This window comes from Streptomyces sp. 2-1, from assembly GCF_048564895.1.
GTDB lineage: Bacteria > Actinomycetota > Actinomycetes > Streptomycetales > Streptomycetaceae > Streptomyces > Streptomyces phaeochromogenes.
Genome location: NZ_CP183383.1, coordinates 8,095,475 through 8,111,212, shown reverse-complemented (window position 1 = coordinate 8,111,212; position 15,738 = coordinate 8,095,475). Strand labels below are relative to the sequence as shown.

Annotated in this window: 10 protein-coding genes; 4 read left to right on the top strand and 6 right to left on the bottom strand. The window is 69.8% G+C overall.

The genetic code is table 11. From position 1 onward, the window contains the following. Positions 1-28 precede the first annotated feature (28 nt). The 3 genes from ACN20J_RS35675 to ACN20J_RS35665 are packed head-to-tail and all read right to left on the bottom strand — an operon-like array spanning position 29 to position 6,241. On the bottom strand, positions 29-3,541 hold the full coding sequence (locus ACN20J_RS35675; RefSeq protein WP_419667570.1) for a hypothetical protein: 3,513 nt from the start codon (positions 3,539-3,541) through the stop codon (positions 29-31). Next, positions 3,534-4,679 carry a hypothetical protein gene (locus ACN20J_RS35670; protein ID WP_419667569.1) on the bottom strand — a complete coding sequence of 382 codons (1,146 nt, stop codon included), beginning with the start codon at positions 4,677-4,679 and terminating at the stop codon, positions 3,534-3,536. The genes ACN20J_RS35675 and ACN20J_RS35670 overlap by 8 nt, the downstream gene beginning before the upstream one ends. Continuing rightward, positions 4,676-6,241, bottom strand: coding sequence for a PD-(D/E)XK nuclease family protein (locus tag ACN20J_RS35665; protein WP_419667568.1), 1,566 nt, complete (start codon positions 6,239-6,241; stop codon positions 4,676-4,678). Before ACN20J_RS35665 ends, ACN20J_RS35670 begins: the two co-directional genes overlap by 4 nt. Before the next feature lie 48 nt (positions 6,242-6,289). Here ACN20J_RS35665 and ACN20J_RS35660 point away from each other — a divergent pair, with 48 nt between their 5' ends. Beyond that, on the top strand, positions 6,290-7,189 hold the full coding sequence (locus tag ACN20J_RS35660) for a serine/threonine protein kinase (protein ID WP_419667567.1): 900 nt from the start codon (positions 6,290-6,292) through the stop codon (positions 7,187-7,189). Between the two features lie 30 nt (positions 7,190-7,219). Here the strand turns inward: ACN20J_RS35660 and ACN20J_RS35655 are convergent, their stop codons facing one another. Further along, a complete protein-coding gene (locus tag ACN20J_RS35655) occupies positions 7,220-9,979 on the bottom strand; it encodes a tetratricopeptide repeat protein (protein ID WP_419667566.1) in 2,760 nt (919 codons plus the stop codon). 245 nt (positions 9,980-10,224) lie between these two features. Between ACN20J_RS35655 and ACN20J_RS35650 the strand changes: the two genes are divergently transcribed. The 3 genes from ACN20J_RS35650 to ACN20J_RS35640 all read left to right on the top strand — a co-directional run bounded on the left by ACN20J_RS35650 (position 10,225) and on the right by ACN20J_RS35640 (position 11,671). Continuing rightward, positions 10,225-10,383 carry a hypothetical protein gene (locus tag ACN20J_RS35650; protein ID WP_419667565.1) on the top strand — a complete coding sequence of 53 codons (159 nt, stop codon included), beginning with the start codon at positions 10,225-10,227 and terminating at the stop codon, positions 10,381-10,383. A gap of 275 nt (positions 10,384-10,658) precedes the next feature. After that, positions 10,659-11,399, top strand: a complete 741-nt coding sequence (locus ACN20J_RS35645) for a hypothetical protein (protein ID WP_419667564.1) — start codon at positions 10,659-10,661, stop codon at positions 11,397-11,399. Beyond that, positions 11,396-11,671 carry a helix-turn-helix domain-containing protein gene (locus ACN20J_RS35640; protein WP_419667563.1) on the top strand — a complete coding sequence of 92 codons (276 nt, stop codon included), beginning with the start codon at positions 11,396-11,398 and terminating at the stop codon, positions 11,669-11,671. The genes ACN20J_RS35645 and ACN20J_RS35640 overlap by 4 nt, the downstream gene beginning before the upstream one ends. Positions 11,672-12,231: 560 nt before the next feature. On the opposite strand, the gene ACN20J_RS35635 is transcribed toward ACN20J_RS35640, so the two are convergent. Then, positions 12,232-13,572: a class I SAM-dependent RNA methyltransferase gene (locus tag ACN20J_RS35635; RefSeq protein WP_419667562.1), complete on the bottom strand. Its 1,341-nt coding sequence runs from the start codon at positions 13,570-13,572 to the stop codon at positions 12,232-12,234. Between the two features lie 113 nt (positions 13,573-13,685). Continuing rightward, positions 13,686-15,737, bottom strand: a complete 2,052-nt coding sequence (locus tag ACN20J_RS35630; RefSeq protein ID WP_189841149.1) for an APC family permease — start codon at positions 15,735-15,737, stop codon at positions 13,686-13,688. Between the last annotated feature and the right edge of the window lies 1 nt (position 15,738).

The following is a 15,738-nucleotide window of genomic DNA, read 5'->3' as shown; positions in this document are numbered from 1 at the left end:
TTGCCTCCTGGAAGTCGGAGTTCGGCGCTTACGGGTGGGCCGGGGCGGGAGCAGGGGCGAGCAGGCGGGTGAGCATGCCCCGGAGGGGTCCGTACAGGGCGTGGGCGATGAACTGCTCCTCCGCGCTCTTCGTGTCGCCCTCGAAGTACGGGTCCAGCACGTCGAGGACGCTGTGCAGCAGGCTGGACTTGGGGGTGTCGGCCTGCGGTGGTACGGCCCCGCGGTTCGGGGCGAAGGCGGCGTCGACGAAGACCACCCTGGCCGGTACGCCGCCGCGCACCAGCCGCCCGATCACCTGCCACATCAGGACCAACATGTCCCAAGTGACCTGCTCCCGCGCCTCTTCGCCGAGGTGGCTCCAAGCCATCGAGCGGGCGAGCACCTGGTACCAGCGCGAACGGGCGAGGCGGCGGACCTCGTCGGCACCTTCCTCGACGGTGGCCTGTCCCCGTACCCAGGTGTCGAAGTCTCCGCCTGTGACGGCGCGGACGATCCAGTCGTTGACGGCGTGGACGGCCAGGGACAGGTCCTCGGGGTGCGGATTGGGCCGGGCCAGGAAGTAGACCGTGCCGATGGCCGCCTCGTCGTCGTCGTTGAGAATGTTGTGGCCTCGCTCCACGGCCAGCAGGGGCGCCACGAGGATGTTCGCGTCGAGGTCCTTCAGGTGTTCGACGTCGCCCCGGCGCAGTGACCGGGCGCGGTAGGCGGACGGCGCCTCGTCCTCCGGGGCGATCTCTTCGTCGTCCGAGACCAGGCACAGCACGCTGTCGCGCCAACGGGAGTTGAGGTTGTGGAGGGTGTCGGCCACGATGCGCGCCTCGGCGTAGCTGCCGACCAGCAGGAGGATCTGGTCGCGCTTCCCCGGGCGAAGGGAGAGCAGCTCGCGCTCCAGCGGGCCTCCTTCGGGGGCGTCGTACTCCCCGGCGCCGAGGTGGGTGGCGATGCGGCGCAGCTTCTCGGGGCGGTCGTCCGGGTGGGTTCCCGACAGGCGCAGCTTCTCGTCGCCGTCGTCGATGAACTCGAAGCGCATCAGGCTCTCGTTCGCGATGCGTTCGGTCACCTCGGCCGGCGGCTCGATGATCACGCCGACCGGGACGCAGACGTGGTAGCGGCTGGACGCGCCCGCCCAACTGCTGCCGGACATGAGCAGCAGATGGGCGCCGGGCCTGCCGTCGACGGAGGCGAGGTGGGGCATGGCGCGCAGCAGTTCGCGTCCGACGCCGCTGCAGCGGAAGAAGGTCAGCTCGCCGCTGCGGACTCCGCCCTTGTCCTCGCCCGGGACCCGGAACTGGAAGCCGAGTACGTTGCCCATCGGGGCTTCGGGCACCATCGGGCCGTAGTCGAGCGGCCGACGGTACATCGTGTTGTAGCCCAGACTGAGGGCGGCTTCGACGCGGGGCCACATGGCGTTGATCATGGCGAGCCGGGGTTCCAGGGCGCTGAGCAGCAGCGTGAACTCGAAGCGTTCGGCGAGCTCCTGGTGCCACTGCTCGGGGGTCTGGGGCGGTGGCTTGGGCTTCCGGCGGCGGCCTCTCCCCTTCTGCCGTTCCTCCTCTGCGCGCTGCCACTCGTCGTACTCCTCCTTGTACGTCTGCTGCCGGGCGGCCATGTACCGCGGGTCGATGTGGAAGACCTCGTCCATGACCTCGACCAGGTGACGCCGGGTGTTCTCCGGGTTGCCGGTGTGGAGCAGTTCGTTGAGGAGGGCGGTCAGCTCGCTGAAGTCCTCCTCCGTCCTGCGGCGGCGGTCGCCGAAGGGGTTGTCGCGAAAGGCGTCGAGAAGCTTACCGAGAGCCTGTCGGGGCGCGTGGTTCCCGTGTTCCGGCCCGCTGCCGTCGGGGAGTTCGTAGCGTTCGTCAAGCAGTCCGAGCTGTAGCGTCCAGGCGCTGAAGTAGCCCGTCCGCACCCACCTGCGCAGGTCGTACCTCGCGACGAGCATCGCGTACAGCCGGTCGGTGGCCGATCCGGCGGTGTTGAGGGCGGCTGCGAAGGTCTCCACGTCCCGTTCGGAGAGCTGGGTGCGCCCGCTGGCCGCGAGCTCCCGGATCTTGTGCCGGCTCAGCTGGTCGATGAGGCCCTTGTCCTCGTCGCTGGCGAGGACGACGGCGGGTGCGAAGGTCTGGTCGAACTGCATCTGCACACGGTCGGCCTCGTCGATGATGACGAGGTCGCTGCGGCGGCAGGCGAGTTCGAGGTAGCGGATGCGCTCGCCGTTCTGGGGGCGGGGCGGTGAGGCGTCGATCAGACCGGCCGGCGTGGCCACCCAGATCAGGGCGCCAACCAGGGTGCGGGCTCCGTGGTACCGGGGGCAGGCGGACCAGTACGGGCAGCTCGTCGCGTTCTTCTGCCATTCGGAGGCCCGACCACCGCCCTTGTCGCGCTTCGGGTCCGACGGTGGCCGGAGCCGGGAGCAGGGTGCCTCGCCGAAGGCGAGCGGCTCGGTGGACGAAGTGGCGCCCTGCCGCCTGGCGTTGAGCACGCAGGAGGTCCCGAGGTAGGCGAAGGCAGGGTCGTCGTGGGCAAGCAGCCGGTGTTCGCCCCGGCCCGCCAGCCGGCGGTGCAGCCGTTGGGCGTGCCGCTCCCGGCCGGAGGAGCCGAGCACGGGTGCGGCGGCGCCGCCGGTGTAGAGACCGTAGAGCCGGACGAGCTTCAGCACCTCCGCCACGTCGGTGACCACGATGGTGGTGCGCTTACCGAGCTTGGCGAGATGGACGGCGATGATGTCGCGCAGCGTGCTCTTGCCCGCGCCGACGATGCCGAGCAGGTGCTGGATCCCGTCGACCGTGAACGTGAAGTCCTCGTCCTTGCCTGCCTTGTGGAACGTGCCGTTCGCCTTGGTGGACAGGTCGAAGGCCCGCAGCCGCTCCAGCCAGCGCGGCGACCTTCCCTCGCCGACGCGGGCATGTGTGGCGTCCATCTCCGCCGCGGTGCGCTCCAGACTCTTCCTGGTGAAGACCAGGGGCTCTCCGGCGCCAGCCGGTTCCAGGTCCATGTCGTGGGCTACGAGGGGGGTGTGGGGGACGGACGGCAGGTCAACGACGGCCAGGGTGTGGCTGACGGGGAAGGCGTGCGGGCCCTGGCCCGCGACCGGCAAGCGTTTGCCCGCCAGCGGCGGTGCGGCACGCAGCAGTTGCTCGTAGACGGGGAAGCGGTCTCCGGCGACGGAGAGTTCGCGGCGGGTGGCGGGCGACTCGGTGTCCGGTACGTCGTAGCCGCGCACTCTGGGGTCGACCAACTGGTAGGTCTCCAGCGCCTCGCGCCAGGTAAGGCCCCTGCGCAGGGTCCACAGCGAGTACCGGGCGACACGCAGCGTCCGCGCGGTGTCCGGCGGCAACTGCGCTCCGTGCGCCTCGGCGAACCCGTATCCGCTGAAGAGTACCCAGGCACTGCCCGCGGGGCTGCCCGGCATCAGCTTCTGCTGGAGGTACAGGCCGAGTTCCACCTGGCAGAGTGCTTCCAAGGCGGGCTTGGGGACGGACTGCCCAAGGAACGCGTTGAGAGCGCGGAGTGCGTCGGTCAGCGGCGGGGTGATGCTACGCATCGTCCTTCTCCTCTTTCCGGGTCCGACCGAGGTCGGGCACGAGGTCCACGGGCGTGGTGAGCACCAGCCGGTCCCGCAGAAGCGCGGGAAGGGCGTCGGTGAAGGCCCTCCGGTAGCCGTGCCGTCCGGCGAGCGCGTCCGGGACCACAACGAGGGTGCGGTCCGCGAGGGGCGCGCTATCAGCAAGATGTGCGGCAAGGAGGGCCGGCTGCAGGCGGTCGTACACCTGGATGTCGACGATTCCGGGACCGGAATCCCTCAACCTGTAGGCGGACAGAGGCCCCGACAGGGCCTCATGATCGATCCCGGCGCGATCCAGCACGTCCAGGGCGGCCTCTTCGGTCCGATGAGGCAGTGCGAGGAACGTCCGCAGTGGACGCCGCAGGATCCACGTCTGTTCCGGATCGCGGATCAGTTCCGGAGGGTCGTCGCGCGGGCAATCCTCCCCCTCGCACCAGATGTCCGCGTCGGTGGCGGACGGCCCGGGTACGGGCACGGCCCGGTCCCTGGGCAGCGCGGGAAGCCCGCACGAGGGACAGCGCAGGAAGTCGCTGTCGACAAGCAGGGATTCGGGCAGCGGCCCGTAGAGGTCCTTGACGCGGCTCCAGACGGCCTTGCTCCAGCCGGGCCCGAAGCGGTCCTGCTGGTGGACCACCGGATGGCGGGCCAGGAAGCTCCGGCACTGCCGGTAGCGCTCGCCCGTTCCGCACCGCGCTTCCAGGTCGCCCAGAAGCGCGCGAGCATGCGCCGCCACGCCCCCGTCCGGCCCGTGCGAGGCGACTTCGAGGCACGACCGCGTCGGCATCCGGCCGACCGGGTGTACCAGCGTCGCGCCCGGGGTGACCAGCAAGGCGGAACCTGCGAAGAGCGGATCGCCCGCCGGCTTGGTCCGGCACCACTCCCACAGCTCCGGAAGGCTCCTCGGCGGTGTCTCCCCGACGTCGAGGCAGTGCATCACCGTGCGGTCCAGCGCACGCTGGGCGAGGCCGGGATAGGGCAGGGCGAACGAGCGCAGGCCTTGAACCTCGGCGAGGCCAGCCACCATGCGGGCAAGCTCGCGGAAGAGTTCGCTGCCCGCGCCCTCAGATTCCTCCCCGGTGTCCGGCCGGTCGGCCCGGCGGGCCGCCCCCGCCCTCATGCCGCGGCCTCGGTGGCGGCCGACACCGAGCACCAGCGGGCCACTTCGCACCGCTGGCAGGAGCGTCCGGGCACGGCCGTGTAGCGGTCGTCCCCGTGCCAGTCGGCCACCATCGCCCGCAGGACTCCCTCAGCCGCGGTCCGGTTGGCGGAGGCGAAGGGGTCGATGATCTCCAGGTCGGCACCGTCGGGGCGGAGCACCTCAAGCTCGACCCGGGCACGGGATGAAGCGCCGCCCAGGTCACCGCGGCCGATCAGCACGACCGCGAGGGCCAGTTGGGGATAGAGCTCCAACAGGGGGCGGTTGGACCGCCGGTCGGTGGCGGAGGTCTTGGTCTCGCGCCATACCCATGAGCCGGCGTCCCGGTAGAGCAGGTCGGGTGCGGCGATCACCACCACGTCGGCGACGGTGTCGTGCCGCACTACCCGGGGCTCGGTCCGCACGTCCGTCCCGTCCCCTACGCACCGCAGCGGGCAGACCGCGGCGTGCCGCCGCAACAGGAGTGCGCCGAGCGCGCGTTCGTGGTCGGGCAGGTCGAATCCGTCCGGCACCCACTCCTCGGGAACCTCGACCGTGCACGGTCGAGGCGATCCGTGGCCGTGCCGGTCGGCGAGGTAGACGTGCAGAGCCCGGCCACGCTCGGCCGTCACGTCGCGCTCGATGGAGTCCGCCGTGGGCAGGTGCAGCCGACGCATGTGGTCGCGGGCCGGGCAGGCCCGGTAGTTGCGCCCGTTGGTCACCGACCATGTGCGGCGGGGCCGGTTCGGCGATTCGATGCCCAACAGTCCGGGCGCCGTGCGCAGGGCCGGGCAGACCGACAGGTAGGCGCATCCGCCGCAGGCCGAACCTGGACGATATTCCCGTCCGTCCAGTACGCCGGCCAGGGCATCGGGGCCGTGCTCCCGGTACCGGGCGAGCGCCTGCGCCCGGCTGCCGGCAAAGAGCTCCCGCGTACGACCGTCGAACAGCGCGAACTCCACGATCCGTACGTGCTCCGGCGGCGGCCCGGGGGTGCCTTCGGCCAGCACCAGGGCGACGGCGGCGATGAACCCGTCGGGCGGCAGATCCTGGTTCAGTCGGTGCACGGGCAGCCGGAGTTCACGGTAGGCGCCGTCGGCGGAGGCCAGGCAGCGGCCCCACACTGTGAAGCGGTACTCCTGGGCGTTCCGCGAGTCGGGGCCAGACGGCCGGTAGCGGTACGTCCACGGCTCGGGGACCTCGTTCAGGGGGCGTTCCGGGTCGGCGGGGAAGGCCGCCTCGTACGCCTTCACACCATGGTCCGACCATGTCCTCAGGCCGTCGTGCAAGGGCGCGGTACGCGTCCGGGGCAGGCTGCCGGAGGGCCGGAAGCGGGCGTCGCAGGCGGCCATGAAGGGGCCCAGAGTGAAGTTCTCCAACCGCTCGCGGCGGCGCGGTACGGGGTCGGCGGTGTGGTAACCGCGAGTCTTGAGGGCATCGGCGGCGGGGCACCGGAATTCTCCCCCCTTGAACATTCCGGCGGATACCGTGATGACTTCGGAGGTGCGGGTCACCCCGTCGGGGGGCAGCCACGGCTGTGACATTTTCTGCTCCATTTCTGTACCGAGGAAAGAGAGGAAAGAAGGGTGGCCATGAGGCAGATCGAGGAGATCGGCAATGTGGAGAAGCGCTACGAAGTGCTGGACATGGTCGGTGAAGGCGGTCAGGGCGACCTCTTCCTCGGCCGTGACCGCAGAAGCGGGGAGAGGGTGGCGCTGAAGCTCCAGAAGGCCCGAGATCTCGGCCCCGAGAGCTATTTCCGCTCGGCTGGCAGCAACCTTCTCGAAGAGGGCTCCCGCATGATGATGCTGACGGGAATTCAGGAGATTCCCGAGGTTTTCGCCACCGGGACGCACCGAGGACGCCGATGCTTGGTCATGGAATTCATCGAGGGACACCAACTGCAGGACGTCCTGTTGGCGGCCCGGCCCGTCAGACATCCCGCGACCGTCGCGTCCGTCATCGGCCAGCTGTGCGAAATTCTGTGGGAAGTGCACAAACAGAATCTTGTGCACTGCGATCTCAAACCCGAGAACGTCATCGTGCAACCGGACGGCCGACTCCGTCTCATCGACATGGGCCACGCGATCACGGAGGGCGTGTCGACCTTCGAGCGCGGCACGCGTGGATGGGCCTCCCCCGAGCAGTCCGACGAGTGTCCCTCGGGTCTGACGCGGCGGGCGGACATCTTCGGGCTCGGCTGCATCCTGCTGGAGATGACCGTCATGCGACTGCCTTACGGCGGACTGGAGGAGCGGGCGGAGCCGGGCGGCCCGGTGCTGCCGGCCGACAAGCTCGCCGAGCTCCCCCCGGAGTTCGCCTCCCTCGCACTGTGGATGGTCCGGTGGGAGGCGGAGGAGCGCCCGGCGGATGTCCGGGAGGTGTTCGACCGACTCCGCCCGTACCTGCCCCTGTTGGGCTCGCGGCGTCCGCCGAGGCGACTGCGCCCCGACCCGACCGAGTACTACCGCACGCATCCGCCTCGGCTGTGACGGTGATCCGGAGGTCGCCAGCCGGGCGGGTCACCTCAACCCTTCCAGCAACTCCCGGACCTCACGCACTCCTTCGCCACCCATCAGCTCACGCAGCTCGATGACTCTCTCCAACTCCCGTACCGCTGCGTCGGTTTCACCGGCTGACACCAGGACGTCCGCGAAGAGCATCCGCGTCTTGTCCTCGTTGGGCCAGTTCTCCTGTTCGCGGTAGATGTCGCAGGCCCGCCGGTACAGGCGGATGGCCTCGTCCCGCTCGGCGCGGGCCAGGTGCACCTTGGCCAGGGTGAACAGCACGTCGGCCAGGCCGCCGCGCTCCATCGTGCGCTCCACTACACCCAGGGCATCGGCGCACCGACGGAGCGCCTGCGCGTGCTCGCCCCGATCGTGGTGAAGCGCGCCGAGGGCGTTCAGGGCGGCGGCCTCTCCGACCGGGTCAGACACCTCCCGGCACAACTCCAGTGCCTGGCACAGCGCTTCCTCCGCCCCCATCCGGTCACCCTGCTTGCGCAGGGTGATTCCGAGCCGGTGCAGCGAACGGGCAAGACTCAGCCGGCCTGCCCCACTGTGGTCCTCTTTGCTGAGCCGGACGGCACGGTGCAGGTGGCCCACAGCCGCGTCGTACTTGCCGAACCGCCACTGTGTCCCTGCCAGCATCCGGTGGACCATGGCGCAATCGACCGGGGCGGCGGCGGATTCGGCGGCTTCGACGGCGTGCAGGAGGTTCCTCCGCGCGTCGCCGAGGAGGTGCCGGCGCCACTGATAGGTGACCAGGGCCATCGAAAGCAGCCATATGTACCGTTCAATGCCCTGGCCGATGGCTAATCGGATGCCTCGCTGGACAGCGGCGTACTCCTCGTCCAGGTACGCCAGCGCCTGCCGCGGTTCCGCGGGGTCGGTGACCGTGACCCCGTCGGGCTCGCCGATGGGCAGGGCTCGCTCGCGGTCGAGCACCCGGTCGCAGGCGCGGACGTTGTGCAGCTGGTGTTCCAGCACCTGCCGTACGGTCGCCTGCTCGATGTCCGCCGCCTCTCCGTCCGCCCCCGGCTGCACATGCCGGCGGGCGAAGGCCCGTACGAGGTCGTGCAGCCCGTACCGGTCACCCTGGAGCTCCACCAGGTTCGCCGCCACGAGCTCCATCAAGGCCCGGTCGGTGCGCGCTCCTTCGCCCGCCACCCTTCCCAGGTCCATCACCGCCTCCCAGGAGGCGGTGGGCCCGGGGTGGACGGCGAGCTGCCACAGCAACAGTCGGGCCTCCTCACCGAGCACGCGTACGGAGCAGTTCAGCGCTGCGCGGACCGACAGTTCGTGCTCTGGCAGGTGCAAGGTGTCCAGCCTCGCCCGCTCCCGCTCCTTCTCCATGTCCCGCACCAGGGCGGGGAGGGTACGCAGCGGACGCGCACCGCCTTCCAGAAGCCGAGCCACCACGGTGAGGGCCAGCGGCAGCCGACCGCAGAGGCGAACCAGATCCCTGAAGGCATGGGCGTACTTCGACCGGTCCTCGGCCGACACCTTCTCCTGGAGCACCTCCAGGGCGTCCGCCTCTTGCAGCGGCTCCATCTTGCGGAACAGCACCTTTCTCTCGGACTGCAGGCGCAAGAGGTCGTTGCGGCTGGTTACGATCACGGCGCAGGTGCCGTCTCCGGGGAGCAGCGGCAGCACCTGCTGGGCGTTGAGCGCGTCATCGAGGACGATGAGTACCGAGCGGTGGGCCAGTGCCGACCGCAGCGCATTGCTCTTGCTCTCCGGTCCGGTCACCGTGGTGTACGGCGGCAGCACGGCCAGGAACCCATCCAGGACCTCGTCCGGTTCGGCGGGCCGCACGTCTCCGTCGGCGAACCCGTTCAGTCCGGCGTGAAGCACTCCGTCGGGGAACCGCTCCCGAAGCCGGCGGGCGAGGTGGTTGGCCACCGTGCTCTTCCCGACACCCGCCATGCCGCTGATGAGAACCAAGGCCAGGTTGCCGGCGTCCTGTTCCTCGCACACGGCCCCGGCGAGGCTGCGTATCAGTTCGTCCCGCCCGACCGGTCTACGTCTGCTGCCGGGCAACTGGTCGGGGACGGGCGGCAGGAGCGTCCCGCCGGGCCGATGGATAACTCCCCGGACCTGGTCGATAGCGCTCCGCAAGTCGGCGTCCAGCAGCTTTCCGTTGCATTTCGTCCACTCCTTGATGAGCCGTTCACGCCGACGCTCCGGCAGGTCGCCGTGGGCGAGCAGGTAGAACCGGAAGACCTGGGGCAGCGCCGGCGCGCGCTCGAACCACTTCTCCGTCTCCTCGCGGAGCCACTTCTCCTTCCTGGATTTGTAGGCGGCGTCCATCCGAGCGTGCACGGCGGCCATCAACTCGGCCCGCAGTGCCTCCCTGCGCAGTTGGAAGCCGCTCTCTGTCAGCCCGCGCAACGGTTCGCCGCCATCCCACTCCTCCAGGGCCGCGCCAAGTAACTCGAACCGCTCCGGATGGTTCAGCCCTGCGGCCCTCGCCACACGGTCGCGGAAGCGGAGCAGGTCGACGCCGCCCTCCGGCGCGCGGAGCGTGCAGTAACCCGACTTGCCACCATGGGGCACGACCTCCGGGCCGAGTCGCTTCCGCAGGTCGGAGACAGCACGGTCCACCAGGCTGCGGGTGTTCTCGTCGCCCTCCCAGAGGACTTCAGCGATCTCCTTCCTGGTACATCGACAGCCCGCCGATGTCACCAGAAGCGCGAACAGCCCGGCTGCCTTCGAACCTGCGCAGACCCTTCCGCCGCCGTCCCCTTCGACTCTTACCGGGCCCAGCACGTACCCCTCCATCGCTCTTCCCTTCTCCGCACCGGAAGCAGTGGTCCGGGCCCCGCGACGGCGCCCCCTTCATCTGTACGTTGCGATGTGCCGCTTCACACGCACGTGCTCCTTCACGCCCCCAGGCCTCAGTTTTCCCTCAGTTTCTGCTCCGCGGCCTCCTCCCGTCCCCGGGCACGATGGCACCAGCCGCTCGCAGAAAGGCGAGACGGCAGCGTAGTCATCCATCAACCCATCAGGAAGGAACCGCAGGCCCTATGAACAACCGTCAGCGAAACCGCCGGGCGAGCCGTCTGCGCAAGTCCCCGGACTGGCCGCCGACCCGGCGCCGGCGGGCGGCCGACCGGACCGAGGGCACCACGCCGGCGACCCCACAGGCCGAAGCGCCGGACGCCTCTCCCTCCGAGACCGCCTGAGTTCCACAGCTCATGGGTGGGTGCCCGTCCCGGGCGGGCACCCACCCACTTCGGCCCCACCCCTCTGAACTACTCCGACCGGCGAGCTCGCGGCCTTTCCGCACTGTCACACGTTCGTGGTCGAAGGCGGCGAATCCCGGTCGACAAGACCGACACCGGCGGCTCTTCAGCCCGTCCAGCACATCGATATCTGCGGCGCCTTCGACATCTCCAGCGCCTTCGGCACCTTCAGCTCAGAGAAAGGACATTTACTGATGTATCCACCATCCAGCAGTATGTTCGCCTCCGTGAAGCGGCACTTCGACGACCCTCGGGTCGGCGACGCGGTCCTCGTGACCGTCCCCACGGACATCGAGGGGGCTGAGCCGATCCGGCTGACCGCTGCCGAGACGCACGAAGCCTTGTACGGGCCGGGCTCCGATCCGCAGTTCGCCGCCGCGGTCTGGAAGGAGGTACTCAGCACCGCACTGAGCGACCTCGCTCCGCACGGCATCGGAAAGCTCCTGGCGATCTGGCTGACCCTGCCTCGGTTGACCGGGACGGTCCACCGCGCCTGCACCCGCCTGCGCGCCGATCGGTCGGACCTGGAGGCCGAGATGATCCTGGCCCTCTTGGAGGAACTGGCGGCTCCGGACGCCGCGAGCCGCCTCTCCGACTCTTCCCTGATCCACACAGCACGCACCAGGGCGTGGCGCTTCGCCCGCGACGGCCTGCGGGAGCTCCCCTCCACCCATGTCGAGCGCATCGCCCAGGATCGCGCGCTCAGCGCGCCCGACGGGGAGGCGGACGCTCCGGCTGAGGAGTGCCTGGATGTGCGGGTGGATCGTCCGGACGGCCCGGACGGGCTGCAAGCCCCGCTGCGCTTCCGGGTGCGCCCAGAGCATCTACGCAAGGGTGCCCTCGCCGACACCGACGAGACGAGGGACCGTTCGACGCACCACGACCACCGGAAGAACCGACGGTCCGAGCGCCGCGCGGGCACCCGGCCGGTCCGCCCTGCAGGGAGGCGAGCATGAAGGACCCGGCAGAGGGCCGACTCAGTTTCTCGGAGATGTTCGACCTGCCCGTGACAGTGGACCTGCGGACGGCGTGCCGAGCGTTTGGGATCGGTTCGACGACCGCGTACCGACTGATCCGCGAGGGCGAGTTCCCCTGCTCCATCCGCCGCGTCGGACGCAGGTACAGGATTCCGACCAACGAGCTGATGCGCGCCCTGGGGATCGAGGATCGTCCGCTGTACAGCGTGGACCTGAAACTGGACGCGGACGGCCCGAGCGCCGACTTCTGACAAGAAAGTAGAGGGGCCGCATGCCCCCACCACCGTGCGGCCCCGTGGCATCAGCCACGGGGCCGCACGGCCCTGCTTCTCCACGCCCAACCTGGTCCGTCACCCGGTGATGGCCCGCTGGGCCGCCGCGCCCTGATGATCGTGCGCCACGACAGAGTGGCCTGGTCGAGCCGAGGAGAGACGTCAGTGCCGGCTGTGACACAGGGTTCGGGTCCCGTACGCGGAGGAATGCCTCCGTATGCCCACGGGGATCGAAGGCAAGCCGGCCGTAGCCCCAGGTCCCGGAGGCACGCAACGAGTCGAGAACGAGGACTCCACAGAGCATGAACAGCAGGCCGATAGGCATGACACATCGCCAGAAGCAGCGTTGGATGAGCGTCGAAGTGACTTCTCGCCGCACCCGCGATGATCGGGCCAGCGCCCCCTTCATCCAGCATGACCTCCGCATAACCGCAGGTCAGAGGCGCGGCACCCGTCACGTGACAGGCTCCACGTCGTGCGCTCCGGGAAGCAGATCGATCCCGCCATGCCACATCTGAGCAGCCTAGGAAAACTGCAGGTCAGATGCCCTTTGCCGCAGGCTCCAAAATCGCCACACACTCCACATGATGAGTCATCGGGAACAAGTCGAACGCCCGCAGCGTCCGCACCCGATACCCCCCGTCCCGGAAGTACGCCAGGTCCCGTGCCAGCGCGGCCGGATCGCAGGCGACGTACGCGATCTTGCGGGCGCCGAGGGAGGCGAGGTGCTGGACGGTCTTCTTGCCGGCGCCGGCGCGGGGCGGGTCGAGGACGATGAGGTCGACCTCGGTGATGCCGGTGCGCGGGAGGACCGTTTCGACCTTGCCCTGTTCGATGCGGACGCGGTCGAAGGCGGCGAGGTTGTGCTTGGCGTCCTCCACCGCGCGCTTGCCGGACTCGATGCCGAGGACCGCGCCCTTGTCGCCGAGGCGGTCGGCGAGGGCGCCGGCGAAGAGGCCGACGCCGCAGTAGAGGTCGAGGGCCATGTCGCCCTTGCGCGGGAGCAGGCCCTGCATGACGGCCTTGACGAGCGTGTCGGCCGCCATCGGGTGGACCTGCCAGAAGCCGCCGCTGCCGACCCGGTGCGTACGGCCGTCGGCGCGCTCGCGGACGAAGGCGCGGCCGTGGACGCGGTGGATACCGCCGTCGTGCTCCTCGACGCGCATGACGGAGACGGGCTTGTCGAGTTCGACGAGGGGCAGGCGGGCGCCGGGCCGCGGTTCGAGGATCACCATGCGGTCCTGCGAACCGGTCGCCGCGATCGCCTCGACCGACTCCATGCCGGACCAGTCACGCTCCTCGATGCCCAGCTCGGAGACGCCGGGCGCGGCGATCATGCAGTGCTCGATGGGCTCGACCTCGTGTGAACGGTGGCGGCGCAGACCGGCGTTGCCGTCCTCGTCGACCGCGTACTGCACGCGCGTACGCCAGGCGGGGACCTCACCGGCGGGCAGCTTGTCGCCCTCGGCCGGCATCACCGTGCCGTCCCAGCCGGCCTCCTCCGGGGTGAGGCCCGCGAGCCGCTGGAGCTGCTCGGCGACGACCTCGCCCTTGAGCCGCCGCTGGGCGCCCGGCTTGGCGTGCTGCCAGTCGCAGCCACCGCAGCGGCCCGGGCCGGCGTACGGACAGGGCGCCTCGACGCGGTCCTTGGACGCCTCCAGCACGGTCACCGCGTCCGCCCGCAGAAAGCGCGAGTCCTCCTCGCCGTCCGTCACCCGCGCGACGACCCGCTCGCCGGGCAGCGCATGCCGTACGAAGAGGACCTGGCCGGCGTCCGTACGGGCGATGCAGTGCCCGCCGTGCGCGACGGGGCCGATCTCGACCTCGTACTCCTGACCCACGAGCGACCCCGCCGGCGATTTCTTCGGTTCTGCCTGCATGGCGGGGTGACTCCAGATGCGAAATGGGGAACGGCCGGACAACAGCCCACCAGTCTACGTGGACACCGCCCGGCCGCTCACCACGAGCCCGTGGGCCCCTGCTCCCCCGCTTCTCAGCGCTTCGGGGACGTCGGCTCCTTCGGCCGGTCCTCGGCCGGACCGCGCCGCACGGAACCCGGCGCGTTCCAGTCCTGCCGCTTGCGGGCCCGCTTCTTGGCCACCTCGGACGACTCCAGCTGGTACGGCACGGACGTCACCATCACGCCCGGCGTGAACAGCAGCCGCCCCTTGAGCCGCAGCGCGCTCTGGTTGTGCAGCAGCTGCTCGTACCAGTGCCCGACCACGTACTCGGGGATGATCACCGACACCACGTCGCGCGGGGACTCACGGCGCAGCCCCTTCACGTACTCGATGACCGGCCGCGTGATCTCGCGGTACGGCGAGTCGAGGACCTTCAGCGGCACGGTGATGCCGCGCCGCTCCCACTCCTCGCGCAGGGCCTTCGTCTCGGCCGGGTCGACGTTGACGCTGAGCGCCTCCAGGGTGTCGGAGCGCATCAGCTTGGCGTACGCGAGGGCCCGCAGCGTCGGCCGGTGGATCTTCGAGATCAGCACGACGGAGTGGACACGGGAGGGGCGCACGCTGTCGTCGGACGGCCCCTCGGGGGCGGCGATCTCCTCGGTGACCCGGTCGTAGTGCTTCCGGATCGCGGACATCGTGGCGTAGAAGATCACCATGCCGAGCAGTGCGACCCAGGCGCCGTGCGTGAACTTGGTGACGAGGACGACGACCAGGACCAGGCCGGTGAAGAAGGCGCCGAACGCGTTGATGGCCCGGGAGCGGACCATGTGGCGGCGCTTGGCCTGGTCCTTCTCGGTGGCCAGGTGGCGGTTCCAGTGCCGGACCATGCCGGTCTGGCTGAGCGTGAAGGACACGAACACGCCGACGATGTACAGCTGGATGAGCCGCGTGGAGTCGGCGCCGTACACCCAGACGAGCAGGATGGCCGCGCCGGCGAGCAGCACGATGCCGTTCGAGAAGGCGAGCCGGTCGCCGCGGGTGTGCAGCTGGCGCGGCAGGTAGCGGTCCTGCGCGAGGATCGAGCCGAGCAGCGGGAAGCCGTTGTACGCGGTGTTCGCGGCCAGGAAGAGCACGAGCGCGGTGGCCGCGGCGAGCACGATGAACAGGAAGCTGCCGTCGCCGAACACGGCCTCGGCGACCTGGGAGATCACCGGGTTCTGGACGTAGTCGGCGCCGACCTCCACGCCGTTCTTCAGCAGGTCGTGGGCCGGGTTCTCGGCCATGCGGACGTTGGTCGCCATGGCCAGGCCGATGATGCCGCAGAACATGGTGACGGCGAGCAGGCCCATGGCCGCGAGCGTGCTCGCCGCGTTCTTGGACTTGGGCTTGCGGAAGGCCGGAACACCGTTGGAGATGGCCTCGACGCCGGTGAGCGCGGCACAGCCGGAGGAGAAGGCGCGCAGCAGCAGGAAGACGAGGGCGAAGCCCGCGAGCCCCTGGTGCTCCGCCTTGATCTCGAAGTCGGCGGTCGGCGCCTTCATGGTGTCGTCCAGGACGAATCCGCGGAAGGCGCCCCACGCGATCATCAGGAAGACGCCCACCACGAAGACGTACGTCGGGATCGCGAAGAGCTTCCCGGACTCCTTGACCCCGCGCAGGTTCATCAGCGTGAGCAGCACGATCACGGCGATCGCGCAGAGCACCTTGTGTTCGACGACGAACGGGACCGCCGAGCCGAGGTTCTCGATGCCGGACGAGATCGACACCGCGACGGTCAGGACGTAGTCGACGAGCAGCGCGCTGGCGACGGTGAGACCGGCCTTGGGGCCGAGGTTGGTGTTGGCCACCTCGTAGTCGCCGCCGCCGCTGGGGTAGGCGTGCACGTTCTGCCGGTACGAGGCCACAACGGTGAACATCAGCACGACGACCGCGACCGCGATCCAGGGGCTGAAGTGATAGGCCGACACGCCCGCGATGGAAAGGACGAGGAGCACTTCCCCGGGTGCGTACGCCACGGAGGAGAGCGGGTCGGAAGCGAAGACGGGGAGTGCGATGCGCTTCGGCAGGAGCGTCTCTCCGAGCCGGTCACTGCGCAGTGCGCGCCCGATCAAGATCCGTTTGGGCACGTCGGTCAGTTTGGACACG

What these genes read in the sequence shown, in the direction of transcription:
- ACN20J_RS35645 (WP_419667564.1), top strand. Translation starts at nt 10,659, where the DNA reads ATGTTCGCCTCCGTGAAGCGGCACTTCGACGACCCTCGGGTCGGCGAC.
- ACN20J_RS35650 (WP_419667565.1), top strand. Translation starts at nt 10,225, where the DNA reads ATGAACAACCGTCAGCGAAACCGCCGGGCGAGCCGTCTGCGCAAGTCC.
- ACN20J_RS35665 (WP_419667568.1), bottom strand. Translation starts at nt 6,241, where the DNA reads ATGTCACAGCCGTGGCTGCCCCCCGACGGGGTGACCCGCACCTCCGAA.
- ACN20J_RS35640 (WP_419667563.1), top strand. Translation starts at nt 11,396, where the DNA reads ATGAAGGACCCGGCAGAGGGCCGACTCAGTTTCTCGGAGATGTTCGAC.
- ACN20J_RS35655 (WP_419667566.1), bottom strand. Translation starts at nt 9,979, where the DNA reads ATGGAGGGGTACGTGCTGGGCCCGGTAAGAGTCGAAGGGGACGGCGGC.
- ACN20J_RS35635 (WP_419667562.1), bottom strand. Translation starts at nt 13,572, where the DNA reads ATGCAGGCAGAACCGAAGAAATCGCCGGCGGGGTCGCTCGTGGGTCAG.
- ACN20J_RS35660 (WP_419667567.1), top strand. Translation starts at nt 6,290, where the DNA reads ATGAGGCAGATCGAGGAGATCGGCAATGTGGAGAAGCGCTACGAAGTG.
- ACN20J_RS35675 (WP_419667570.1), bottom strand. Translation starts at nt 3,541, where the DNA reads ATGCGTAGCATCACCCCGCCGCTGACCGACGCACTCCGCGCTCTCAAC.
- ACN20J_RS35670 (WP_419667569.1), bottom strand. Translation starts at nt 4,679, where the DNA reads ATGAGGGCGGGGGCGGCCCGCCGGGCCGACCGGCCGGACACCGGGGAG.